We start from the raw sequence: 25277 nt of genomic DNA, 5'->3' as shown, positions 1-25277 counted from the left end.
GAATAAAAAAATAATAATACCAATTTTAAATTCAGTGAAAATAGCTTTAATTCAATGGTTGAAAGGGTTTACAAAAAATATTAATGAATATATATTTAAATTATTAAAAAATAAAAGGAGTGTTTGTTATGTATAGGAAAAAAAGAAAATTTAGTATTAGAAAGTTTTCAACTGGTGTTGCATCGTCATTATTGGGTATAACCATTCTGTTTGGAACAGGTGTAAATGCTCAAGCAGAACAAACTAAAGAAAATTCAAAAAAATTAACACCGGAGATACTTCTTGAACAAAATAATAATGGTAAAGGAAATAGTAAAGATGGTATAACTAAAAATAAAAAAATTAAACAATCTTCTGAAATTAAAAATAAAAATAGTATGGATGTCCTTAAATCTGATACTATGACGATTAAAGTAGATGAAAATTTTCCGACGATTAAAGAATATATTTTAAAAGATGGAACAAAAGTAAATGGTCAGACATATCAAAACAATGAAGTTATTGTAAATGGAGAGCTATTGCCAGCGAAAACAACCTATAAAAAAATCAATAATTCAAAAAGTGAATATCGATTAGATGTAAAAAATGAATCCGGTTCAATTGATGCAACATTTATTTTTAATTTAGCTGTAATGCAAAATAATATTGAATTACAAATGACTGACTATATTAATCATTCGAACGATCCTGAGAATTATATTCGTTCATTTGGATTTTATGATCATGCACTCGTTTCAGTTAATGAAGGTGAAAAAGATGCGACATTGAAACTGACGAAAATGTCAACTAACACAATGAAAAGCGGAGATAAAGAATATAAAGTAGATAAATCATTTAATAGTGAGTTTCTAGACTATGGTATGTATGGATTTATTTCAAATGACCATTATAGTGCTGGTCTCTGGAGTAATGCACAAGTCGGAAATTCTGGGGAACAAGATTTTCTAAGAGTTTCTGCAATAGCTCATGATGACGGTAAAGTTAAGTCTGTTGGTTTAACAGCTGCGCCTTGGATCATTCAGCCGACACTTCAACATAAAAGTGCAAAAGAACAAGGTTTATTACCACATGTAAAAGTAGCGATTGCACAGGATGAGAACGCAGATAACAAGATTGATTGGCAAGATGGAGCAATCCGCTATCGTGATATTATGAACAATCCTTATAAATTTGAAGAAGTCCCTGATTTAGTAGGCTATAGAATAGCAATGAATTTTGGTTCACAAGCTCAAAATCCTTTCTTAAAGACTTTGGATGGTGTTAAAAAATTCTCATTAAATACTGATGGACTAGGGCAATCTATTTTATTGAAAGGTTATGGTAGTGAAGGTCACGATTCAGGTCATTTAGATTATGCTAATGTTGGACAAAGGATGGGCGGCAAAGAAGACTTAAATACGTTATTATCTAAAGGAGCTTCATATGGTGCTAAGTTCGGGGTGCATATAAACGCATCAGAAACGTATCCTGAATCAAAAGTCTTTAATCCGGATTTATTAAGAAAGAATTCAGATGGTTCTTATAGCTATGGATGGAACTGGCTAGACCAAGGTTTCAATATCGACGCAGATTATGATTTAACACATGGAAGAGCTGAAAGATTTAAAAAATTTAAAGAGGTTGTTGGAGATAAACTGGATTTCATTTATGTAGATGTTTGGGGAAATAACCAGTCAGGAAATAATCAGGCATGGGCTTCACATCAACTAGCAAAAGAGATTACTGATTTAGGATGGCGAGTCGGCGTTGAATGGGGTCATGGTATGGAGTATGATTCAACTTTCCAGCACTGGGCTGCGGACTTAACATACGGTGGGTATCAATATAAAGGCATAAATTCTGAGGTTGCAAGATTTATAAGAAATCATCAAAAAGATTCATGGGTAGGTAATTATCCACAATATTCTGGTGCAGCAGATTTTCCTTTATTAGGCGGCTATGATATGAAAGATTTCGAAGGATGGCAAGGTCGAAATGATTATCCAAATTATATAAAAAATATATTTAAAACGAACGTACCAACAAAATTTTTACAACATTATAAAGTGATGCGTATAGAAAATGGTCAACCTGTTAAAATGACTGCAAATGGTCAAACGATTAACTGGACACCAGAAATGTTGGTTGAATTGCAAAATGAAAATAAAGATAAGGTTATTGTTGAACGTAAATCGAATGATTATGAGAATGATATAAAAAACTATCGCTCAAGAACAATGACTTTAAATAATAAAGTAATACTAGATGGAGAAAAATATCTCTTACCTTGGTATTGGGATCAAAATGGTAAATTACTACCTGTAAAAGATTCTAAATTATACCACTATAGCGTTGAAGGTGGCACATCAAGTTGGGAATTACCAAATAATTGGTCCAGCAAAAAAGCTTTTGTATATAAATTAACTGATACAGGAAAAGAACTGGTTGATCAGTTAGATTTAAAAAATAACACAATTACTTTGAAAGACATTGAAAGTGAAACACCTTATGTAATATATGGTTCGAAACAAAAAGAAGAAAAGATGGTTTGGAGCGAAGGTACACTTATTGATGATACTGGATTTAACAGCGAAAGAATTGATCAATGGAAAGTAAGAGGAGATAAAGGTAGTATCAGTATTGCTGAATCAGTTTCAGGTAATGAGATGTTAAAAATTCAAGATAGTAAAGTTGATACTTCTTTAACACAAAAAATTAAAGGATTAGTTCCTGGTCAACAGTACGCACTATATGTTGGTGTAGATAATAGAAGTGAAAATAAAGCGAGCATATCAGTTTCAAAAGGAAACAAAATCATTTCATCGACATCTACATCTCAATCGATTGCTAAAAATTACGTAAAAGCCGATGCTCATAATACAAGTAAAGAATCGGAAACTAAAAAAAATCAAGGTAGCTATTTCCAAAACATGTATGTATATTTCGTAGCACCACAATCAGGCAATATTGATTTAACAATCCATAGAGAAAAAGGAGAGGGAGAAACATATTTTGATGATTTAAGAATTGTGAAAAATGATAGTAAACTTATGAACAACAGTGAATTTAATCAAGATTTTGAAAAAGTACCGCAAGGGTTGTTCCCATTTGTAGTATCAGAAGCTGAAGGTGTAGAAGATAATAGAGTGCATCTCTCTGAAAAAAATGCACCATATACGCAAAGAGGCTGGAATAATAAAAGGTTAAATGATGTAATTGGTGGAGATTGGTCATTAAAGGTAAATGGATTAACTGGGAAAAATAAAATGGTGATACAAACGATTCCACAAAATTATTATTTCAAACCTGGTGTAACTTATGAAGTGTCATTTGATTATGAGTCAGGCTCAGATGGAACATATGCTTTTGCAACAGGTAATGGCAGTATAGATGTTAATAAAGATTTCAAAAAAATACCATTAAATAATACGATTGATGAATCAAAACCTAAGCGTATAACGTTTAATGTAACTGGTGGAGAAAATGGTGATACTTGGATTGGTATATATTCAACGAATAAAGCGCCAGATTTAAGAAATGTAAAAAATAATAATCAAATCAATTTTGAAGGAATGAAAGATTTTGTGATAGACAATCTAACGATTAAACCTGTAAATGAAGATAAATAATAAGATTACAATATTTATTAAATAGGGCTACTTCAGAATAAAGAAGTGGTTTTAATATAAAAGGAGCAGAATTAAATTTCTGCTCCTTTTATCATTATTTCACGTAAGTACTACAATGATAAATATTGTGCCATTCTTTAAACATTATACCTTTGTCACCTTCGATAGGATCATGTTCAGGTAACATTACACTATTTATCGTACTGTTAATTGTTTGGATGTCTTCATAACTTGTTAACGTTTCAACATCAATATCTGTTGGGTATGCACCCACAACTTTAAAATCCTCACTTGCTTCGATACGTTTATGACCATAGCCTGCAGGTAGAAGTAATGCATCACCTTGTTTTACTTTTAACTGACTTCCTGATTCACCACCAATCATCAAAGTTGCTTCACCTGAAGCAATACCAAGCACTTCATGTGTATTAGGATGGAAATGATGATAGTCAAATACACCATTTGTCCATATACCTGTCCATTGATTCTGTTTAAATATTTCAGTAAAATCTCCGTCAACATCCTGATAGACGATTACAGGTAGAATCATGTGATTCGGTGTGCTTTTTGATACCGGGCTATGAATAATTTTATATTTCATAAATATTCCTCCTCGTATTGATATATTCTTATTGTTCGTTATTTCTTTTTATAAAGCAAAAGATAAGATTTTAACCAAATGTTAATTCCATACGAAATTTATATTCTATGTTAAAATAAAGACAGAATGATGAAGGTGGGATTAACTTGAAAAACTTTGCGTACTTAGCAATTTCAGGTGCTTTATTTTTAACGGGCTGTAGTAATGATGATACAACAGCAATTAAAAAAGATATTGAATCATTAAAGCAGCAAAAAGATAAATCAGAAAAAGAATATAAATCATTACAGGAAGATAATAAATCGATCGATAAAGAAATTAAAGAAAAGCAGTCTGAAATAGATACGCTGAAAAAAGAAAAAGAAGCTGAAATAAAAGCACAGATTAAGCGTGAAGAAGCTGCGAAGAAAAAGCAGGAAGCTATCGATAGACGCAATCGATTAATCGCAAAACAAAAAGCTGAACAGGAAGCTAAAGTGCGTGCACAGAAAGAAAAGAAAACAGCACAGGCAAGAAATAAAGCGACTATGCCCAATACAATTGCAGCAAGTACAAATGGCAAAATTCAAACGATTAAATCGATTCGCAATGTAGGACTTAACTTTAATGATTCTGGCATGAAAACATCAATTAACCGTATACAAATATTTAAAGTAACAGATATGCCTAAAGATCAGGTCGTACTGTTTGATGGTGAGACAGAAGGTTATGTACTGATTTATGAAGTAACTGCAGAGAATACTTTAGATAAGCCGTTATATTATAATAATATCGGTGTGCTGGATTTAGGTGATAAGAAAATATTTTCAGAAAATGCTTCTTTCATACCACCAGAATTACAGGAAAGTTCAATGAAGAAAAGTGAAAATAATTACAGTGAATATGCACCAAAGGAAAAAACGATAAGCTATAAATCAATCGCAATTAATAAAGTAGATTATAAAAAAGTTGAATCTGGTAAAGCGCGTCTATTTATTAATGGTGGCGTATCCCAATCAAAAGATATGAATGATAAAACAAATACGCAGTCAAAAGGATATGTAATTCAGTAGTTAAAGAGATGGCTATTTTGAATGTTTTTTACTGATAGAATCGGGAATATAGAAGAAAAGACTACGGAGGCGTTCAATATGCATGAAGAGAAATTTGTACTGCTGGAAGGCAAATCATTTACATTATCAGAGATAGCACGTGAACTTGAAGCAATCACGGGTTATACTGTTAAAGATAGCTATGGAGATATCAATCGCATCGTTGCACAGAAACCAAACTTTGATCAGGATTTTGAAAGTTATTTAGTTACTTATGAATTCAATGAATCTGATGATTTAACGGATGTAACAGTAACAATACCAAAAGATGCTGACGTTAATCTGCAAACTGACAAAGTGAAAGTGAGATTAATTTCTTACAAAACAAAATAAAAATAATAAATTTACAGTAGTGTGTTAATGTATATGTCATAATATATATTAATACACTATTTTAATGAGGATACTTATGAAAAAAATCACAGTACTATTTGCAGCAACGATATTTCTGACTGCATGTAATTCATCAAATGAATCAAACACAACAAATCTTAAATCTAATGACGCAAGCGAAATATTATTTGATGCTTCACATGGCGTGACTGCTGGTGAAGCGGATTGGGTTATCGATGGTGGCTTTTCTACGTTTAATGATGACATTAATAAGTTAGGTTTTACGACTGCTTCTACAGATTATCAGACAGAGATTACACTGAAGTTATTAAAACGATATAAAGCATTTATTATGCCAGAACCTAATATACCTTTAAAGTCAAGTGAGCAACAAGCGATTAAAGATTATGTCAATAGAGGTGGTAGCATCATGATGATTGCAGATCATTATAACGCCGACAGAAATTTAAATCGCTTTGATGCTTCGGAAATTTTTAATGGATACCGACGTGGTGCATTTCACAATATTACAAAAGGTATGTCACAGGATGAAATAAATGCTGACAGAATGCAGGGTGTTACTTCAAGCGACTTTCTAAGTGAAACATTTGGAGTACGATTCAGATATAATGCATTAGATGATGTCGTATTGTCAACGAAGGATGAAGATAATGCTTTCGGTTTGCTTGATGATGTTGAGAAAGTAAATATGCATGCCGGCAGCACAATCATGATAACAAATCCCGAAATCGCTAAAGGCATCATCTACCCTGAAAAATTATCAAAACATGATAAATGGTCGCATGCGGTAGATCAAGGGGTCTATACGAATGGTTTTAAAGATGAGGGGGCCTTTATTGCGATTAGTAAACTAGGGAAAGGTAAAGCCGTATTTATCGGTGATTCATCAATCGTTGAAGATAGCACACCAAAATATGTGCGTGAAGATAATGGTCAGCAAAAGCAGACATACGATGGAATTCGCGAGATGGATCATCAAGCTTTAATGGAAAATCTCATACAATGGATGATGAAACAGGAAGACTATTCTTCCTTGAAGGGTAAGGTTTCTTTAGATAAACCAACAAAAGTGCTAAAATTTGAAATACCAGAGCAATCGACTGAACCGAAACGTGAGCCTTGGGGAACACCTGGACATGATTATAAATGGTATGATCCATCAACTTTTGAACCGGGTAGTTTTGGTAAAGATACAAAGCATGTAGCTGTACCAGGTAACGAGCATCAACAGAATAATAAATCAATAAATAAAAAAGATAATACAGATAATAAAACCACACAGGATAAAACGATAACGGGAAGTAAAATCGACGTACAGTATCCAAAGACGGTAAGTATCGGTCAGCGTTTCACCGTGGATGTATATACTCAGGAACAGCTAAATCAAGTTTCAATTGAACTGATTGATGCAGATGGAGAGCAAGTCGGTCTTTTTGACGGCAATCCGCCCGGACAGTCCCGTGCTTATGATACTAAAAGAAATGAAAATCGTTTTCATAGCTATTTTCATGGTAAGATAGCAAGAGAGGCGAACGATGAGATAACGATTAATATATATGCAAAAAATCAATTAATACAAAAAGAAAAGATGATTGTGAGGTAAGGCAGTGAATAAATTCATTAAAACATTATCAATAGCAGCTATTTCAACTGTATTGTTACCAACGAGTATGGCATATGCCACAAATACACAAGTACCAAAGACAGAAGAAGAAATTAAGTTTGATAATACCGATAAGATTAAAGTGAATGAACCAGTACTTAAATCGAGTTCTACTGTTGCAAATAAAGTGCCGGCATTTAAGAAAAGGATTTATCGTGAACAACCGATGAAAGAAAACGTGCTCGTCGTGATGATGGATTTTAGCAATAGTCCAGCATCTACTTTGACGAAAGCTGATACTGAAAATTATCGTAAAGTTTATGATAAGTCATATTATGAACAGTTATTCTTTGGAGATTCAATTACAGGACCTGATCAGAAAAAGTATGATTCTATTAAAAAGTATTATCAGAACGTGTCTGGAAATAGTTTAGAACTACAAGGTCAAGTAACAGGATGGTATCGTGCGAAACATCCTCTAAATTACTATGGACATAATGAAGATGAAAAAGTAACTGAATTAATTATGGAAGCAGCTACGCATGCAGCTCAAGATAAAAGTATCGATATGAGTAAATACGACCAATATGACTATTATGATTTAGACCAGGATGGTAATATGAAAGAACCGGATGGCATCGTCGATAAATTTGTCGTTGTATTTAGTGGTATCGGTGAGAGTGAAGGCGGCGGTAAGTTCTTACAGAATTCAATTTGGGAACATGTTTCTGAAGTAGAGCTTTCAAAAAATGGTAATCCAAAATCTATTCCAGGGACTTATAGCAAGCATTCAAAATTCTATAAAAATCGTCTTGGTATCGCTGAATACGGTATATTAGCTGAAGATAGTACAGTAGGTACATTCGCACATGAATTTGGACATATGCTTGGTTTGATTGATGAGTATGATACAGCACCGAATGCAAATAGTCATGCCGGAGAACCGGTAAGATTCTGGTCATTAATGAGTTATGGCGCAGATGCCGGCATTATTCCTGGTATGGAACCAGTCGGTTTAAGTCCATTTGCAAAGTCAGATTTACAACAAATTTACGGTGGAAACTGGATACTAGGCAGTGAAGTGAACTATAAGAATATCTCTTCGAAAAAAAGATATTATCTATTAGATCAGGCAAGTATTAAAGGTGTGAATAATGATGTTGTGAAAGTGAACTTACCACCAATACGAAAGAAAGATAAGAATGGCAAAGTGAAAAACTATAATCATTATTATCTGTTAGAATGGCGTTCACATAACGGTGTGGATAGAGGACTTTCGCATATTAAAGATCCTTTTGGCATCAATCAATATGGTAAAGGTTTATTAATCTGGTATGTGAATGAAACGTACCCGGATAACGCAAATTTATCCAAACACTTCGGTAAAAGTTTAGTTGGTGTCGTTGATGCTAGTCCATCAAATATCACAACACCAGATGGTTTAATACCAATGTCGGATACGCAAGTGTTTGATGCACCATTTAATACGAAGAGTTATGGTCAGTTTAACAAAGCAAAAAATTATTTCTTTAAGAAAAAATCAACTAAACCTGTAACTTTATTTACAGATAAACGCTATAGTTTATCTGCTAGAGATCGCATGCAGGTACCAGACAGTAGTCGTATATTGCCACAACTTGGTATAAAGATTAAAGTTGAAGATCAAAATGAAGACGGTACGGTTGCTAAGATTAGCATATTTAAATAATTATTTTAAAAACAGGACAAACAAACTTGTCCTGTTTTTTGTTACATATTTGTAATAATAAAAATGTTAAAAAATATATTTACAATTCTGAAAATTTAGAAGATAATAATTTCAGAAACAAAAATTTAAAAACATTCGGGGGCTAAGCGATGAGAAAAAAACAATTATTTTCTTCACTACTTGCGTTATCTTTAGGGTTTTCAAGTCTTGGTTTAACAAGCGGTGCAGCATATGCTGATACGAAAGTACAGACGATGAGTGGCAGTGGTTTCGATGCGGGTGTTGCAAATGAAGAACGATTAATTAAGATGTTACAAAAAGAAGGGATGCTTTCTAAAACAGCATCGAGAGCTGAAGCAGAGAAAGCAGTACAACAATTTCTAAAACATAAGCAGGAACAGTCTAATAAATACATAAAAAATAAAGGTGCATTCGATAAGAAATATAATAAAGTCACAACAAAGAAAAATGCAAAAAATGCACAAAATAAATATACAAAAGGTAAAGGGAAAAAATTAGGACACGCTAAAAATTTACCATCAGTAGTACCTGAAGTATATTCAGGTGAAAAACGTACAGACAAAGTCTTACTTTTAGCAATCGACTTTCCAGATTATAAAAACTCTACAATTACTAAAGAAGAGTCAGATATGTTCTATGAAGATTATCCGATGAGTCATTTCCAGGACATGGTGTTTAGTAAAGATGGATATAAAGGTCCTAATGGTGAAACATTAGTAAGTATGCAGCAATATTATAATAATCAGTCAGGTGGCAGCTACGCGTTAGAAGGAGAAGTGCATGGCTGGTATACAGCAAAACATGAAGCAGCATATTACGGTGGAAATTATCCGGATGCTGATGGAAATGATCAACGACCGAAGGAACTTGTGAAAGAAGCGCTTGAAGCAGCAGCGAAAGATCCTAACGTCAATTTAGAGGAATATGATCAGTGGGATCGATATGATCTTGATGGGGATGGTGTATTAAATGAAAAAGATGGTATCGTCGACCACGTTATGATCATCCACGCATCACCTGGTGAAGATGCTGGTGGAGGTCGTCTAGGTACAGATGCTATCTGGAGTCATCGCTGGAGTTTAGACTTTGACGAACAAGGTGAGCCATATACTATTCCAAATACGAAATCAGGTCAGGATCGCTTCGGAGGAGAGCTTGCAGTAATTGATTACACGATTCAACCTGAAGATGGTGCTGCAGGCGTATTCTCACATGAATTTGGACATGACTTAGGCTTGCCAGATGAGTACGATACAATTTACTCAGGTAAAGGTGAACCTGTTTCATTCTGGTCAATCATGTCAAGTGGTAGCTGGGCTGGTAAAATCCCTGGTACAGAGCCAACAGGATTTGATCCATACATGAAGGAAATGTTACAGGATTTTCATGGTGGTAACTGGCAAACAGGTAGTGAGGTAGATATTAAAGATGTAACGAGTGTACCACAGGAATTTTTATTGGATGAAGCGACAACGAAAGGTACGAATGATGATGCAGTGAAAGTAACGTTACCAGATAAAGTTACTAACATTGTAACGCCTAAATCTGGTTCTAAATTGTATCATAGTGGTTCTGATAATGATTTAGAAACAACACTGTCAACTTCTGTTGATTTAACAGGCACTAAATCTGCTGAATTCACATTTGATGCGTGGTATGACATTGAAAAAGGTTATGACTATGCATATGTTCAAGCTTCTACTGATGGTGAGAAATGGACGAATCTAGAAGGTAATATTACGAATAATGATGATCCTGAAAATAGCGGATCTAATATGGGTAATGGTATCGATGGTAAAAGTGATGGATTTGTTGAAGCTAAATTCAATCTAGATCAGTTTGCCGGTCAAAAAGTTCAGTTGCGTGTACTTTATAAAACTGATAGTGGATTTATTGCACCAGGATTATATTTAGATAACTTAAAAGTAACTGCAGATGGTAAGGTCGTCTTAGAAGATGGCGCTGAAACTACACCGAAGTTTGAATTAAATGGATTCAGTGTATCTGACGGTAAAAAATACAGTAAAAACTATTATTTATTACAATGGAGAAGTCATAATAAGATTGATGGTGGTTTAGCACATATTAAACGTGGCGACGGCTTCTTAACATACAATCCAGGTTTAATCGTAGAATATGTCGATGAATCATTTAGTGACAACCACGTCGGTAAACATCCAGGTGAAGGTTATGTAGGTGTCGTTGATGCCGATCAAAACGCACTTGTTTGGGATGGAGAAAGTCCGGGACCTGCTTCAACACAATGGCAGATGCGTGATGCAGCATTTAGTTTAACAAAACAAGATCCACTTAAAGTTACATTAGATGAAACATCTACGTTAGTGGATAAATCATTAGTTGCAAATGCTTTATTTGATGACAGCAAAGATTATTCAAATAAAGCACAACCTCATGCAGGTAAAATCTTACCGAAACATGGATTAAAAGTAAAAGTTGTTGGCGAATCGAAAGATAAAACGACAGCGAAGATTATTGTATATAAGTAATTCAATGAAAGAGTGGAACAAATTTATTTGTTTCACTCTTTTTTCATCTCTTCATTTATGTTGGACATTGAATTTGGTATATTTATATCAACAGGAGGATATCATGATATATTTTGAGACCGAGAGATTATTATTTAGAGATTGGCAGGAAAGTGATTTACCGAAATTTCAGGCAATGAATAGTGATTTTGATGTACGACGTTATTTTCCGGATGTAATGAGCAGTGCGAGAAGTGAAATTGCCTTTTATATGATGCAGTCAGAAATTGCACAACATGAGCTTGGCCTTTTTGCAGTTTCCTTAAAAGAAACAAATGAATTTATCGGGTTCATCGGGATGCAGTATTTAATTCCGACAAGGCATTTTAATCTACCCTTTATGCCATGTTATGAGATTGGCTGGCGTCTAAGAAAAGCATTCTGGCATCAAGGTTATGCTACTGAAGGAGCACGAGGTGTATTACACTATGCTCAGCAAAAAGGAATCAAAGAAGTATATAGTTATACGAGCCTGATAAATAGACCGAGCAGAAGAATTATGGAAAAGTTAAATATGACATATGTACGTTCGTTTCAGCATCCATTGATCAGAGAAAATCATCCACTCTGTGAACAAGTATTATTTCACAAATATCTATCTGGAAGTGAGATAAATGATATTAATCAGTAGTTGTTTAATAGGAGCATATGTAAGATATGATGGTGGCTCGCAAGGTGATACACGTCTTATAGAACTCATAAATGAAGGTAAGGCGATACATGCTTGTCCCGAACTTCTGGGTGGCTTAAATGTACCACGTGAACCAGCAGAGATTATTGATGGAGACGGATTTGATGTATTAGATGGACAGGCAAAAGTGGTGACGGTTGACAATAAAGATGTAACTGCAGCATTTGTAAAAGGTGCAGAAGCAACATTAAAGATACTATTAACTGAAAATATAGATACTGTTATATTAAAGGCTAATAGTCCAAGTTGTGGTAACGATCAAATCTATGATGGCACATTTAGCGGTACAAAAAAACAAGGCGTAGGTGTTACAACCGCCTTGTTAATTAGAAATGGTATTAAAGTGTTGAGCGAACAAGATTATTTTTCATCATAACGCTTAACACTTACGGGTGTTGCATTGTTCATCTTGTCAATCAATGTATCAGGATCACTTTCAACGATGGCAAGATGACGATAATGTTCACCGATAAATCCATCCTGAATCATTTTTTCTAACATTTCGATTAATGGATTATAGAAACCATCGACATTCAGTATGCCAATTGGTTTTTGATGCAGGCCGAGTTGCGCCCAAGTAAATATTTCGAAAAATTCTTCAAGTGTTCCGGCGCCACCTGGCATCATGATATAACCATCACATAATGAAGACATCATATCTTTACGTTGATGCATCGTATCTACTGTATAAAGTTCCGTTAGATTTGGGTGTGCCACTTCTTTTTCCTGTAAAAAGTTTGGGATTACGCCAATTGCGCGACCATCGTTATTGATGACACTATCAGCGATGACACCCATTAAACCAACTTTACCGCCTCCAAACACTAAACCTATATTATTTTTAACGAGTGTTTTACCAAGTTCAGAAGCAAATATTTCATAGTTAGGATGAACCCCTTTATTTGATCCGCAATATACAGCGATATTTTTCATGTAAAAAATCCTTTCTTTTATGGTATTATAAGTTGTAATGAAATGGAGTGAATATCTTGATTAATATTAAACCGGTAGACACAGTAAATGACATCGATTTGAGTCATTATGAATTACCAGTAAGACAAATGGTGTATGCAGGTCATCCAAGATTTATACTATCACGAAATAAACCACAATACATCCCATTTATCATTGAAGAACAGGACCGTCTCATCGGTGTATTTGCATTAGAGACAGGCGAGATATTAGAGACGATTGGTGCACCTCAACATGCAATTTACTTACGTGGTCTTTCAATTAATTTTTCTGAGCAGAATAAAGGTTATTTTAAAGCATCCCTCGCTGCACTAGAGCGATATTTATTAGAACATTATCCAGAAATTACAGCGATTTATTTAATGGTAAATGTAAATAATGATGCCTATTATGCTTTTATAAAATCAGGATTTAAAGATGAGAAACGCATTGTGCGTCAAGGATTATCAAAATTAAAAGTATTATCAAAAAAACTTAGCATTTAAGGTGCTAAGTTTTTTTCGATACATTGTTCTAAATGAGATACAAAAGTATGGCGATTATTCATTGTAAACTTTGAAGGACCTTTAATTCGTTTTCCTGCATTGCGTTCAATCTGATTGTGATAACGTGTTAATAGCAATAAATCGATATTATCTTTCGTATACATATTGCCATTGTGATGCATAACGATAGCATGATTGATTAATAGACTTGCTAAGCCATAATCTCCGGTGATAACAATATCATGCTTCGTAGCAATCCTTTTAATTTCGTAATCTGCACTATCGTTCCCTGTATCAACATATTTCGTATCAACAAAATCAGGAAAATCCTGCATTGTAAAGTGTGCGAAGTCTTTAACGAGCAACACATTAAGCGCGTATTTTTCTGCAACATGAATCACTTCCTGAATGACAGGAGAACTATCTGCATCGACAATAATCCGATTAACGATTGTCAATTTGCTGCGCCATCAACTGACGATGCTTTTCAAATAACTGCGCATTATCATAGTTTTCTTCAGCTTTTACAGCAGTTTTTTGTGTCTTTTCTTTTTGTGGTGTAGCAGATGCAGATACATTTTGAGTGTTTGCAGATGGTTGTGATAGTGTCTGTATATTATTACTAGCATTTGCTTCTTCATTACTGTTTGATACGGTTTTACTAAAGTTAAATAGAGGACGCTTTTGTTTCGGGGTTTTAAACTTATAGTTTTTGTATTTTTTCATTTCTTTGATCATCGCGCTTTGTTGCGCTTTGATTATTTTATCTTCTTCTGCGTGACGTGTGTTCATTGTTGCTTCTAATTTCTTTGCAAGCTGATTGATAGCTTTTTGATCTTTGCGATTTACCTTTTTCACTTGTACAGGCGCAAAATTAATATTTTCCTCAGGTAGTTTTGCTTCATAGTTTTTATATTGTTTCATTTCTATTTTTAGCTCTTTTTGTCGTGCATTTATATTTTTATCTTCTTCATTACGACGATCTTCAATATGTTTAGATAAATTCTTGTCTAACTTATTAATTTCTTTTTGAAGTTTCTTTTCATTTTTTTGAGCTAATTTCTCGTTCTTTTTATATAAATTCATTTGTTGGTTATATTGATGTTTTTTCTTACTATCCTGTGTTTTTTGGCTCACAAATTGAGCTGTACCCACTGTTGCACTTTTAACAGTATGAGCAGCCTTCGCCACATTATGAGAAGTATGTACAACTTTGTCTTTCGTTTTAACGCCAACTTCTTTTGTAGTATCCATCGCTTTCAAAGATAAGGCAGTCGCTTTTTGAACTTCTTCATGATCTTTTATGCGATGACGTTCATTATAAAGGGGTACTAATATTAAAGCAGCTACATTAACTACTGATTTTATCGTTTCTTTTTTCATAGCCTGATTCTCCTTTTAACCTATTAATAGTCATTATTATATAGTATTTACCCTTATATATAAAAAGATAACGAAGTTATTCATATAACTTCGTTATCTTTTAAAACTATTCATATGTGACATTGTCTACTATTTTCTTACTATATGCCATAAGTTTTTTATAGTCTTCAGCTTCTAATTTACTCGCTTTAAACATTTGAAGAGGTACTTTAAATAATTCTTTAACTAATGACTCACCTTCCTCAGTCAGTTGAATCATCACGATACGTTCATCAGTATCACTTCTATGACGGGAGACGATACCACGCGCTTCCATCTTTTTTAAGATGGGAGTAATTGTACCGGATTGAAATGCTAAACGTTCTCCGAGTTGAAGTACCGGCATCACCTTTTCTTCATGCAAAACCATTAAGACAAGATAATGTTGGTAACTTAATTGTTTGTTTTTTAATAAATTTCGATTATAAAATTTAATAATCTCACGCTGTGCAAGATACATTTGATAGTCTAACGAATTTTGTGGCATAAATGCTCCTTAAATGTGTTGAGTAAATAATATATTTATTATATCACTTATTGAATCAGAAATATAATAAAAATCACTTTTTTCACTATGAAAAAGTGAAATAAAAATACAACTCACGCGTGAGTTGTATTAAAAAGTATCGTTAAATCCCATGTCCAATGCCGAATCCGTAATATAAAATTGCGATGACAGCAACTAATACTAAACGGTAAATTGCGAAAGGAATTAGTTTAACGCGACTGATTAAATTTAAGAATAATTGAATGGATAATACACCGAAAATAAATGCACCGATGAAACCTACGATATAGAACATAATCTGATTGCTCTGGATATAATCGATATTGCTGATTAAACTTTTAGCACTTGCCGCAAACATAATGGGTACTGCCATAATAAAAGTAAAGTCACTTGCTGCTTTATGATTCATCTTCAACAGAACACCTGTAGAAATAGTAGAACCTGATCTTGAGAAACCTGGCCACAATGCTAAACATTGTGCGATACCGATAATTAATGCATTTTTGTAACTGATTTCATCTACTGTTGTTGGATTAGGGACTTTCTTAGCATAAAGATCTGCAGCGATCATTAGGAATGCCCCTAATGCTAAACCGATTAATACAGTTGGTACAGAAAATAAATGCTCATCGATAAAATCATCAAATAATAAACCCATGATTCCTGCAGGTAATAGTCCTATAAAGACATGTAATAAATTTAGTTTTTTTCCGGATGGATGTGGTGTCTTATCTTTTTCAAGATGAAACATTTCTAAGAAACGATGACGGAAAATCCAGGCTGCCGCAAAAATTGAACCAAGCTGAATCACAATTTTAAATGTGTTTGCAGATTCCTGGCTACCAAGTACTTCTTTTGTTTGTAACCACATATCATCAACAAGTATTTGATGTCCGGTTGATGATACGGGAGCGAACTCTGTTAATCCTTCAACGATACCAAGGATGAGCGCTTTAATTAATTCGAAAAATTCCATGAGTGAACCACCTTTAATATACTTTTTAAATTCTATAAAATTATAGCATAATCCGTCAGAATGCACTATTTATACTTAATGAAGAATAAATGCTATAATGCATTTGAGGAGGGATTATGTGAAATTTTTAACACAACTTACTAAACCATTTATCGGTATTCATATACTGTTATTCATATTAAGTATCATGTTAAGTGTCATTATCATTACACAAAGTTTAGAAATTGGTAAAGTCATTGATTTTATTTTAACAAACCACCAATATCAAATCTCTCAGACTTTAGTTGTAATTTTATTGATATTAGTCTCCAGAGCGGTCATCCAGTCTCTAATAAAGTACAGTGGGCATCTATTAAGTCATAAGATAAAAAATAAATTAAGAAATAGGATTTTATTTAAAAATAATGATGCAGGTGAACTGATGAATTTAAGTCAGCAGGGGGTGGAAGGAGTTCATCCATTTTTTGCTGATTATTTACCGCAAGTATATAAATCGATGTTAATTCCAATAATCATCATCATTTTTCTATTTAAATTTCATTATCAGACAGCACTAATTATGTGTATCACAGCGCCCTTTATACCCATTTTTTATATTATCATCGGTATCAATACTGCTAAAAAAGCAACGGATCAGATGCTGTCATTAAATCATTTTTCAAATTATTTTTTAAATGTCATGAAAGGAATTATGACGATTAAACTATTTAAATATGATGATAAAGCGATGGGGAAAATTGAAGATTACTCCGTACAGTACAAAGATAATACAATGAAAATATTAAAGACGGCATTTTTATCTACGTTGATGCTTGAATTTGTATCTATGTTATCCATCGGTATAATTGCTCTGGAAATTGGATTATCACTCATCGTATTTAAAACAGTATCATTTTATGTGGCGGTAGTTGTGCTTATGTTAGCACCTGAATTTTACAATGCCTTAAAAGATTTAGGACTCGCATTTCATACCGGGAAACAATCAAGTGGATACGGTGACCTTATTGAATCTTCGTTAGATGAACAGGTGCAGACAACAAATATTTCGTATCACCAAAAAAACACAATCGCATTTAACAATATGAATGTGACATATCCAGATAGTGATTATCTATTATCAATCGATACTGAATTACCGATGCATCATTATGTAATTGCAGGACCGAGTGGCGCTGGTAAATCGACACTCGCTAAAGTTATTGCTCAGCTGCAGTATGCAACAGGTGAAATGACTTTACCAGAATATTTGAAAGATAATATCGTCTATTTATCTCAGGACCCAATAATATTAAACACTACCATAATGAATAACATTACGATGTTTCAGAACATTGACGAGAATATAGTTTATCAATATGCAGAACAATTAAAATTACATGACTTGTTTAAGAATATGCCTGAAGGATACGATACCATCATCGGTCAAGGTGCCCGACAATTATCAGGTGGTGAAGCAAGACGATTAATGTTATTGAGAGTCTTCGTTCAACCTAAAGCACTTGTTATCTTTGACGAACCGACAGCGATGTTAGATATAGACAGTGAACGCATCATAAATGAAGCAATCAATAAACTAAAAGACATAAGTACTGTATTCATTATTGCCCATAATAAGCATACGATAGAATCAGCATCACATGTAGTGCGCGTAAAGAATGGTCGCGTAAGTATACATGACAAAGTGAAAGTTTCGGAGGTGATATAGTGCGCTATATTTCAAAAATGACAAGAAAATCACTTATCATCGCTATAATCATAGGAACGATTGGTGGTCTCACTGCAATCGGGATGTTCAGTCTTAGCGGACTAATGTTGTCAAAAAGTGCCTATCAAGTACCGCTCTATACTTTAATGACGTTAGTAGCGACCATTAAATTATTTGGCGTCGTACGTGCGGTCTGTAAATATTTCGAACGACTCATTAGTCATGAAGCTACATTTGAAATGTTAAAAGATGTGCGTGTAACAACTGTACGTCATTTACTCGAAAATTTTATAACAATTCATTCAAAATATCATTTATCAACATTATTAAATCGTACTGTAAATGATGTTGAGAAACTACAGAATCTTCTGCTCAGAGTGATTTATCCACCTGTCATCGCTATGATTACTACAGTCATTGTAGTATGTATTTATGCTCAGTATAGTATGTACGCAGTTATCGTATTATTTATTGCGATGTTGTTATTAACCGTCTTATTGCCGACTGTGATTACAAGATTTCTAAAAAGGGTAGTGAATAAAAAAATAGAAACAACAAATCAATTTGAACATCATCTTTTAGATTATCATCTTGCTCAGGAAGCACTGGCAGTATTTGATAAATCGGATAATTATCAGCAACAGCTTGTACAAAAACAACGCAATATGGAACAAGCAATTAAGAAAGAACATAGTATCATCATCCTGTATGATTTTTTATTAAATCTTATCGCGATGATTGCTATATTTTTAGTAATATATGTAATGATGTTTGATCCAACACGAAATACACTGATGTATTTAAGCATCGTTATGGTAGCGATAACACTTTTTGAAATGAGTATTCCTATGATTCACTATCCATATCATAAAGTAGAAACGGACCAATCGATACATCATCTTGATATATTAAATGAACGCGTTTACTATCAAAATATAGAACAAAAGGTTCATACAATTCAGCTGAAAGATGTAACCGTCGATCAACGCCTTTCTAATATTAATATGACTATTCATCAAGGTGAATTTGTGGGTATCGCCGGACAAAGTGGTGCAGGTAAATCTACGTTATTAAAAACTATGCTTGGATTAGAAATAATAAAAGGTGATTATTTATTAAACGGAAAGTTGATAAAAACACCGGCTAATCTTTTACAGATGTTTAATGTAATGGAACAGCATAATCATTTTATCAATGGAACTGTTGCAGAAAATATGTTTGTAGATGTAAATCCTCATCAGTTAGATCAGCTTTTAGAACACTTTCAATTGCCGTTTAACAGTGAAACAGTGATACACTCATTTGGCGAAAATTTATCAGGTGGAGAAAAGAAACGATTACATTTTATACGTATGATTTTACGCAATAAAGATGTCTGGATAATGGACGAACCATTTAATGGTGTTGATAAAGCGAATCAGAAGATTATGCTTGATTATTTAAATCAATTACAATCAACAACGATTATAATGGTTTCGCATGATTTATCGGTATTTAATCATTGTGATAAGCTTTATCTCATTGAGGATGGGCAAATGATTGAAGAGGGTCCAGGATCCATATTACACGAACAAAATTCAAGGTTTTATCAGTTACTTCAGAAACAATTGTTATCAGTATAAAATAATATATTAATTATAATCTAATTCAGAACCTAGATTGCAACTTTTAAAATAAAATATTGTTATATAAATTAAATATTTGAATCATTTTATGATATGATGAAAATAAATAAAAGGAGGTACATGATGAACAAGATTGCATGGGTTACTGATACGGCATCTGGCTGTATTATTGGTGAAAAAGATACATTTGTAGTGCCGATGGGCGTTATATTGAATGATAAACACTATCAGGATCAGGCAGAATTATCTGTTGAAGAATTTTACACATTACTTAAAGAATATGGTGATGGTGCAAAAACGACACAACCAAATTTTCAGGCGATTCACGATGTGTATGAAGAAATAGAAAAATTAGGATATACGCATATTATCGCAGTACATCCTTCAAGTAAATTAACTGGATCATTTCAAAGTTCAGTAATAGCGAGTCAGGAAGTAAATGTTACTTCAGCAGTAATAGATAGTAAGATCGGTAGTTATCCGATAAAAGCAATGATTGAAGCTGGTAAAGAGATGAATGCTGAAGGTAAATCATTCGAAGAAATCGTAGAAACTTTAAAAAGATATGCTGAAGATGCAGTATTAGTACTAAATCCTAAAAATTTAGATCAAATGAAGAAAAGTGGTCGTGTGTCAAAAACACAAAGTTTTATGGCTGGATTATTGAATATTCATTTAGTATTACAATTTGAAGATGGCAGTGTATATCCAGTAGATAAAGTAAGAACGAAGAAAAAAGTAGTAGATGCTGTAAAAAAGCAGGTTGAGAAAAATCTTGCTGAATTTAAACCGAAAGAAATTTGTGTTGTATATGGTGGCGACAAAGAAGAAGCGAATATTTATATCGAGTGGTTAAAAGAAGCGTATCCTGAAATTAATATCGTCAGTGAAATATTAGTACCTGTAGCAGGTGTACACTTGGGTTATGGTACAATTGGTATCTCATGGATTAAACGATAATAAAATACCGAACACAAATTTTAAATTTGTGTTCGGTATCTTCATTTATTCTTGTTCTCGTAAGCTGTGAATTAATTTATTCAGCAACTTACTGAATTCATTATATTCATCATCAGTAAATTGAGAAACTTCTTTTAATATATCTGTAACACCTTCAAGGTGTGATTGAATTTCTTTGCTTTTATCTGTAAGATGAACAAATACTTCACGTTGATCTAATTCTGAACGTACACGCGTAATTAAACCATTCGTTTCCATACGTTTTAGTAACGGTGAAATTGTACCTGTATCTAAAGAAAGTTCAGTGACTAACTTTTTAACGTTAACTGGAGAAGATGTCCAGAGTATTTGTAAAACAAGATACTGTGGGTATGTTAGGTTATATTGCTTAAAGATCTTGTTGGAATAATATCGGTTTACTTGTCTTTGCGCGTTGTATAAGCTAAAACAAAGCTGATTGTCTAGCTTGAAATGTTCTGTCATTTTGTGCCTCCTATATATGTATGCTAAACAATTAATGTCATGTAAAGGTATACATCTTAATATCAGTATACTCTATAAACACGAAATAACCTAATTTGTTCTTAATTAACATATTATATTTATAAACATTTTTCAAGCTAATTTACAATCTTTTTGTATATAAATTGTTAATAAGTTCAAAGGTCTATACTTATTACATAAATAAGTTTTTAAATATAATACATATTATTTAAATAATGGAGATGAATGATTTGAATCAAGAGAGAAAAATGAATATTTTAATTATAAGTGGATTTTTGGGAAGTGGAAAAACAACCTTACTTGCACAAATCATAAAAAGGAATCAAAACAAAAAAATTGCTATCCTTATGAATGAATTAGGTGGTTTTAATATTGATTCTAAAATTCTTGGTGAGGAAACCCCATATAATGAGTTGTTAAATGGATGTATCTGCTGTGATCTTAAAAGTGATGTTGCAATTCAAATAAATGATCTTTATCATCGTCATCATCCTGAACTTATTATTATAGAAGCAACTGGAGTGGCTCATCCTGTAGAAATTTACGATGCATGCACCGAACCAACAGTGACTAAAATTGCTCAAGTTTTAAATATAACGACGATTCTGGATTGCTCAAGATTTTTAGATCGTAATAAATTCTCTTACACTGTGAAGCATTTAATGGAAGAACAAGTGAAATATGCACATATTGTCATATTAAATAAGATGGATTTAGTCACTGAAGATGAGCAGCAACAAATTGTTCAGCAAGTAACACAACTCAATCCAAGTGCAAAGCAGATACAAACTACATATTGTGCGTTAGACACAGCACAACTTGACTATTATGGTGCTCATATTGATGAACATAAACATATGCATCACGGTATACAATCAATCGTATATGAGTTTAGTGGCGCAGTAGATGCACGACAATTCGTAGAGTGGCTAAGAACTTTACCGGATGAAATTCTTCGGATAAAAGGATTTATTAAATTTAGAGAAAATCCTGCACAGGTTGTGCTGTTCCAATATGCATATGGCATACCTCAATACGAAGAAGAAATGATGAATCTACCATTAAAGTTAGTCATTATCGGTGAACAATTAAATAAAGAAAAGTTATTAAATCAATTAGATCTATTACAATTCGGATAAAAGGCGGAGGAATACGTTATGGAAATGTCAAAAGTAGTTCAGGGATTTTGGAGGTTGAATACATGGCAATATAATAAGGAAGCTTTAAATAGATATTTACACGAACTCATTGAACTAGGCGTAACTACGATGGATCACGCAGACATTTATGGAGACTATACGTGTGAAACGATTTTTGGTGATGCGCTAAGCTTAACACCGGAACTAAGAAAGAAAATGCAGATCGTTACGAAATGTGGTATTGTGTTACGATCAAAGACAATGCCACAATTTGATTTTCATAAATATGACTATAGTAAAGCGCATATTGAAGCATCTGTTGAAAGAAGTTTGAAAGAACTTAAGGTGGATGAAATTGATCTATTATTATTACATCGCCCTTCTCCATTACTTGATGCTGAAGTGGTGGCTGGAACTTTAAAGCAGTTACAACAAAAAGGTTATGTTAAACAATTTGGCGTTTCAAATTTTAAAGCACATCAGTTTGACCGTTTAAATCAAGCAATGCAGCATGAAGGATTGTCGCTTGATTATAATCAGGTTGAATTATCACCACTCAATCTTGAAAATATTGAAGATGGCACATTAGAAACGATGAAAACGAATCAGGTTGATATCATGGCATGGAGCCCACTAGCAGGTGGCAAAATATTTGAGACTGGAAAAGTACAGACTGTATTAAATGGTATTGCGAATCAATACAACACAACAGTTGATGATATTGCATATCGTTTCATTAATCATTTGCCATACAATATACATCCGATTGTCGGTTCACAAAGTTTAGAACGCACAAAAGTTGCTTTACATGCACAAAATCAAAGTCTGACTGATAATGAATGGTTTATGATCTATACTGCAGCATTAGGCAGAGATATTCTGTAAACATAGTATATGCTAGGAATAAATTACGTATGTTGTTAACTGACAACATACGTTTTTTTATATCTATTCATAAACTATGACCGTTTTATGACGTTTTTTAAGAAAAATAAATTATCATGAATGAATTTGGATGAAAAAGATTGACTTTGGTGTTGGGATAAATTAAGATATGAGTGTATTCAAGGAGGGATGAACGTGCTAACGATTAAAAGACATGAAACCATCCTTAATCTATTAGAGGCACATGATGTGATATCACTACAGTTACTGATGGAAGTTACTTCAAGTAGTGAATCAACGATTCGTAGAGATTTATCTACATTAGAAAATGAAGGCAAGCTCATTCGTGTCCATGGTGGCGCGAAGAAACTCACTGAAAAACATCGGGATATTGCATTTTCAGTCAAGTCAACAACCAAAGTAGAAGAGAAAAATGAAATTGCAAAAATCGCTGCTTTACAAATCAAAGATCATGATTGTATTTATTTAGATGCTGGTAGTTCTACACTTGCAATGATTCCGTATTTAACACAGCAACATATTACCGTTGTTACGAATGGAGCAACACATGTTCCGCAGCTTGTTGATAAAGGGATAGAAGTTTATATGATCGGTGGATTTATTAAAAAAGATACATATGCATCTATCGGTGTTCAGGCAATTGAAAATTTAAAGCAATTTAGATTTGATAAAGCATTTATGGGAGCAAATGGTATCCACATTCAACATGGATTAACTACACCGGATATTGAAGAAGCTTATATAAAGCAACTTGCAGTGAATATTGCACAGAAATCTTTTTTTCTCATAGATGATTCAAAATTTGATGAATATACTTTTGCAAAGATTTGCGATCTGGAAAAAGGAAAGACCATTATTGTTACGAATGCGCAAAATGAAAAGACTAAGCCCTATGAAAAATACTTAATTTAAAGGAGCACATATGATTTATACAATAACATTAAACCCATCGATTGATTATGTCATGTTTACACAAGATTTTGATTTAGGTGGTTTAAATCGTGCTACAACGACCCACAAGTTCGCTGGAGGAAAAGGTATCAACGTATCTCGTGTATTAAAAGCACTAGATCAAACATCAACCGCACTCGGCTATATCGGAGGATTTCCTGGCGCATTTATTAAGAATGAACTTGAATCTGCAGACATTCACACTGACTTTATTCTTGTTGAAGAAGATACACGCATTAACGTTAAATTAAAAGGTGATACTGAAACAGAAATTAATGCTGCAGGACCAGATATCAATGAAACGAACCTTGAAGCATTACTGAATCAGATAAAAGCACTCACGACAGAAGACTATGTCATCATTGCAGGATCTGTCCCGAAATCAATGCCTGGCGATATTTATGCTACGATTGCTCAAATTTGTGCTGAGAAACATATTCCATTTGTCGTAGATGCAGAGAAATCATTGCTAACTCAAACTTTACCGTATCATCCAGAGTTCGTAAAACCTAATAAAGTTGAGTTAGAAGAAATGTTTAATCTTACTATAAAGGATGATCATGATACGATTCAGGCAGCACGTTTATTGATGGAACAAGGTGCCAAGCATGTTCTTGTATCTCTTGGTGGAGAAGGTGCCATACTTGTTACAGCAGATGGTTGTTATAAAGCTACAGTGCCTAACGGTAAGGTCATTAATACAGTAGGATCAGGAGACTCAACAGTCGCTGGTATGGTTGCTGGGCTTGCACAAAATAAGTCAATAGAAGAAAGTTTCAGACAGGCAGTATCATGCGGCACCGCAACTGCATTTACAGAAGATTTGGCAACAAGCGAGCAAATCGCTGCAATAATAAATAAAGTCAGTATTACAAAAATTGAAGGAAAATAGGGGTGTAAA

23 protein-coding genes are annotated in these 25277 nt (G+C 33.5%); 16 read left to right on the top strand and 7 right to left on the bottom strand.

All coding sequences use genetic code 11. From position 1 onward, the window contains the following. The first annotated feature begins 128 nt into the window (after nt 1-128). On the top strand, nt 129-3608 hold the full coding sequence (locus tag BFS35_RS08825) for an endo-alpha-N-acetylgalactosaminidase family protein (protein WP_099580493.1): 3480 nt from the start codon (nt 129-131) through the stop codon (nt 3606-3608). Nucleotides 3609-3702: 94 nt separating this feature from the next. On the opposite strand, the gene BFS35_RS08820 is transcribed toward BFS35_RS08825, so the two are convergent. Beyond that, nucleotides 3703-4209: a cupin domain-containing protein gene (locus tag BFS35_RS08820; RefSeq protein WP_099580185.1), complete on the bottom strand. Its 507-nt coding sequence runs from the start codon at nt 4207-4209 to the stop codon at nt 3703-3705. A 146-nt stretch (nt 4210-4355) separates the two neighbouring features. Between BFS35_RS08820 and BFS35_RS08815 the strand changes: the two genes are divergently transcribed. From BFS35_RS08815 to BFS35_RS08785, 7 genes are all read left to right on the top strand, one after another. Then, nucleotides 4356-5261 (top strand): DUF5068 domain-containing protein, encoded by a 906-nt coding sequence (locus BFS35_RS08815; protein WP_099580186.1) that lies wholly within the window; start codon nt 4356-4358, stop codon nt 5259-5261. A 78-nt stretch (nt 5262-5339) separates the two neighbouring features. After that, nucleotides 5340-5633 (top strand): hypothetical protein, encoded by a 294-nt coding sequence (locus tag BFS35_RS08810; protein WP_099580188.1) that lies wholly within the window; start codon nt 5340-5342, stop codon nt 5631-5633. Between the two features lie 76 nt (nt 5634-5709). After that, the gene (locus BFS35_RS08805; protein WP_099580190.1) at nt 5710-7257 is read left to right on the top strand and encodes a DNA-binding protein; all 1548 of its coding nucleotides are present in this window, start codon (nt 5710-5712) and stop codon (nt 7255-7257) included. 4 nt (nt 7258-7261) lie between these two features. Beyond that, nucleotides 7262-8965, top strand: a complete 1704-nt coding sequence (locus BFS35_RS08800; protein WP_099580192.1) for an immune inhibitor A domain-containing protein — start codon at nt 7262-7264, stop codon at nt 8963-8965. 149 nt (nt 8966-9114) lie between these two features. Continuing rightward, on the top strand, nt 9115-11493 hold the full coding sequence (locus tag BFS35_RS08795; protein ID WP_099580194.1) for an immune inhibitor A domain-containing protein: 2379 nt from the start codon (nt 9115-9117) through the stop codon (nt 11491-11493). 100 nt (nt 11494-11593) lie between these two features. Next, a complete protein-coding gene (locus BFS35_RS08790) occupies nt 11594-12163 on the top strand; it encodes a GNAT family N-acetyltransferase (RefSeq protein ID WP_099580495.1) in 570 nt (189 codons plus the stop codon). Continuing rightward, nucleotides 12147-12599 carry a 2-thiouracil desulfurase family protein gene (locus tag BFS35_RS08785; RefSeq protein ID WP_099580196.1) on the top strand — a complete coding sequence of 151 codons (453 nt, stop codon included), beginning with the start codon at nt 12147-12149 and terminating at the stop codon, nt 12597-12599. Before BFS35_RS08790 ends, BFS35_RS08785 begins: the two co-directional genes overlap by 17 nt. On the opposite strand, the gene BFS35_RS08780 is transcribed toward BFS35_RS08785, so the two are convergent. Then, nucleotides 12584-13156, bottom strand: a complete 573-nt coding sequence (locus BFS35_RS08780) for an LOG family protein (RefSeq protein ID WP_099580198.1) — start codon at nt 13154-13156, stop codon at nt 12584-12586. The genes BFS35_RS08785 and BFS35_RS08780 overlap by 16 nt on opposite strands. Nucleotides 13157-13212: 56 nt before the next feature. Here BFS35_RS08780 and BFS35_RS08775 point away from each other — a divergent pair, with 56 nt between their 5' ends. Continuing rightward, nucleotides 13213-13680 (top strand): GNAT family N-acetyltransferase, encoded by a 468-nt coding sequence (locus BFS35_RS08775; RefSeq protein WP_099580200.1) that lies wholly within the window; start codon nt 13213-13215, stop codon nt 13678-13680. Here BFS35_RS08775 and BFS35_RS08770 read toward each other — a convergent pair. The 4 genes from BFS35_RS08770 to BFS35_RS08755 all read right to left on the bottom strand — a co-directional run bounded on the left by BFS35_RS08770 (nt 13677) and on the right by BFS35_RS08755 (nt 16586). Then, nucleotides 13677-14138, bottom strand: a complete 462-nt coding sequence (locus BFS35_RS08770) for a YaiI/YqxD family protein (RefSeq protein WP_099580202.1) — start codon at nt 14136-14138, stop codon at nt 13677-13679. The genes BFS35_RS08775 and BFS35_RS08770 overlap by 4 nt on opposite strands. Further along, nucleotides 14125-15063: a hypothetical protein gene (locus BFS35_RS08765; RefSeq protein ID WP_099580204.1), complete on the bottom strand. Its 939-nt coding sequence runs from the start codon at nt 15061-15063 to the stop codon at nt 14125-14127. Before BFS35_RS08765 ends, BFS35_RS08770 begins: the two co-directional genes overlap by 14 nt. Nucleotides 15064-15169: 106 nt before the next feature. Then, entirely contained in the window at nt 15170-15589 is a 420-nt protein-coding gene (locus tag BFS35_RS08760; RefSeq protein ID WP_099580206.1) for a MarR family winged helix-turn-helix transcriptional regulator, read from the bottom strand. 142 nt (nt 15590-15731) lie between these two features. Next, nucleotides 15732-16586, bottom strand: coding sequence for an undecaprenyl-diphosphate phosphatase (locus BFS35_RS08755; protein WP_099580208.1), 855 nt, complete (start codon nt 16584-16586; stop codon nt 15732-15734). A gap of 118 nt (nt 16587-16704) precedes the next feature. On the opposite strand from BFS35_RS08755, the gene BFS35_RS08750 reads away from it, so the two are divergent. The 3 genes from BFS35_RS08750 to BFS35_RS08740 all read left to right on the top strand — a co-directional run bounded on the left by BFS35_RS08750 (nt 16705) and on the right by BFS35_RS08740 (nt 20876). Continuing rightward, entirely contained in the window at nt 16705-18291 is a 1587-nt protein-coding gene (locus BFS35_RS08750) for an ABC transporter ATP-binding protein/permease (protein ID WP_158554289.1), read from the top strand. Further along, entirely contained in the window at nt 18291-19913 is a 1623-nt protein-coding gene (locus BFS35_RS08745; RefSeq protein WP_099580212.1) for an amino acid ABC transporter ATP-binding/permease protein, read from the top strand. Before BFS35_RS08750 ends, BFS35_RS08745 begins: the two co-directional genes overlap by 1 nt. Before the next feature lie 126 nt (nt 19914-20039). Then, nucleotides 20040-20876: a DegV family protein gene (locus BFS35_RS08740; protein ID WP_158554288.1), complete on the top strand. Its 837-nt coding sequence runs from the start codon at nt 20040-20042 to the stop codon at nt 20874-20876. A 45-nt stretch (nt 20877-20921) separates the two neighbouring features. Here BFS35_RS08740 and BFS35_RS08735 read toward each other — a convergent pair whose 3' ends face one another. After that, on the bottom strand, nt 20922-21359 hold the full coding sequence (locus BFS35_RS08735; protein ID WP_099580216.1) for a MarR family winged helix-turn-helix transcriptional regulator: 438 nt from the start codon (nt 21357-21359) through the stop codon (nt 20922-20924). 269 nt (nt 21360-21628) lie between these two features. Between BFS35_RS08735 and BFS35_RS08730 the strand changes: the two genes are divergently transcribed. The 4 genes from BFS35_RS08730 (at nt 21629) to pfkB (ending at nt 25268) form a co-directional block, all read left to right on the top strand. Then, entirely contained in the window at nt 21629-22519 is an 891-nt protein-coding gene (locus tag BFS35_RS08730) for a CobW family GTP-binding protein (protein ID WP_158554287.1), read from the top strand. Between the two features lie 18 nt (nt 22520-22537). After that, the gene (locus BFS35_RS08725; protein ID WP_099580221.1) at nt 22538-23404 is read left to right on the top strand and encodes an aldo/keto reductase; all 867 of its coding nucleotides are present in this window, start codon (nt 22538-22540) and stop codon (nt 23402-23404) included. A 195-nt stretch (nt 23405-23599) separates the two neighbouring features. Next, nucleotides 23600-24337 carry a DeoR/GlpR family DNA-binding transcription regulator gene (locus tag BFS35_RS08720; protein ID WP_099580223.1) on the top strand — a complete coding sequence of 246 codons (738 nt, stop codon included), beginning with the start codon at nt 23600-23602 and terminating at the stop codon, nt 24335-24337. 10 nt (nt 24338-24347) lie between these two features. Then, the gene (gene pfkB, locus BFS35_RS08715; protein WP_099580225.1) at nt 24348-25268 is read left to right on the top strand and encodes a 1-phosphofructokinase; all 921 of its coding nucleotides are present in this window, start codon (nt 24348-24350) and stop codon (nt 25266-25268) included. Nucleotides 25269-25277: the final 9 nt, after the last annotated feature.

It is taken from the genome of Macrococcoides goetzii, from assembly GCF_002742385.2.
Lineage (GTDB): Bacteria > Bacillota > Bacilli > Staphylococcales > Staphylococcaceae > Macrococcoides > Macrococcoides goetzii.
The sequence above is the reverse complement of the archived record's forward strand: the minus strand, read 5'-3'. Positions and strand labels throughout refer to the sequence as shown.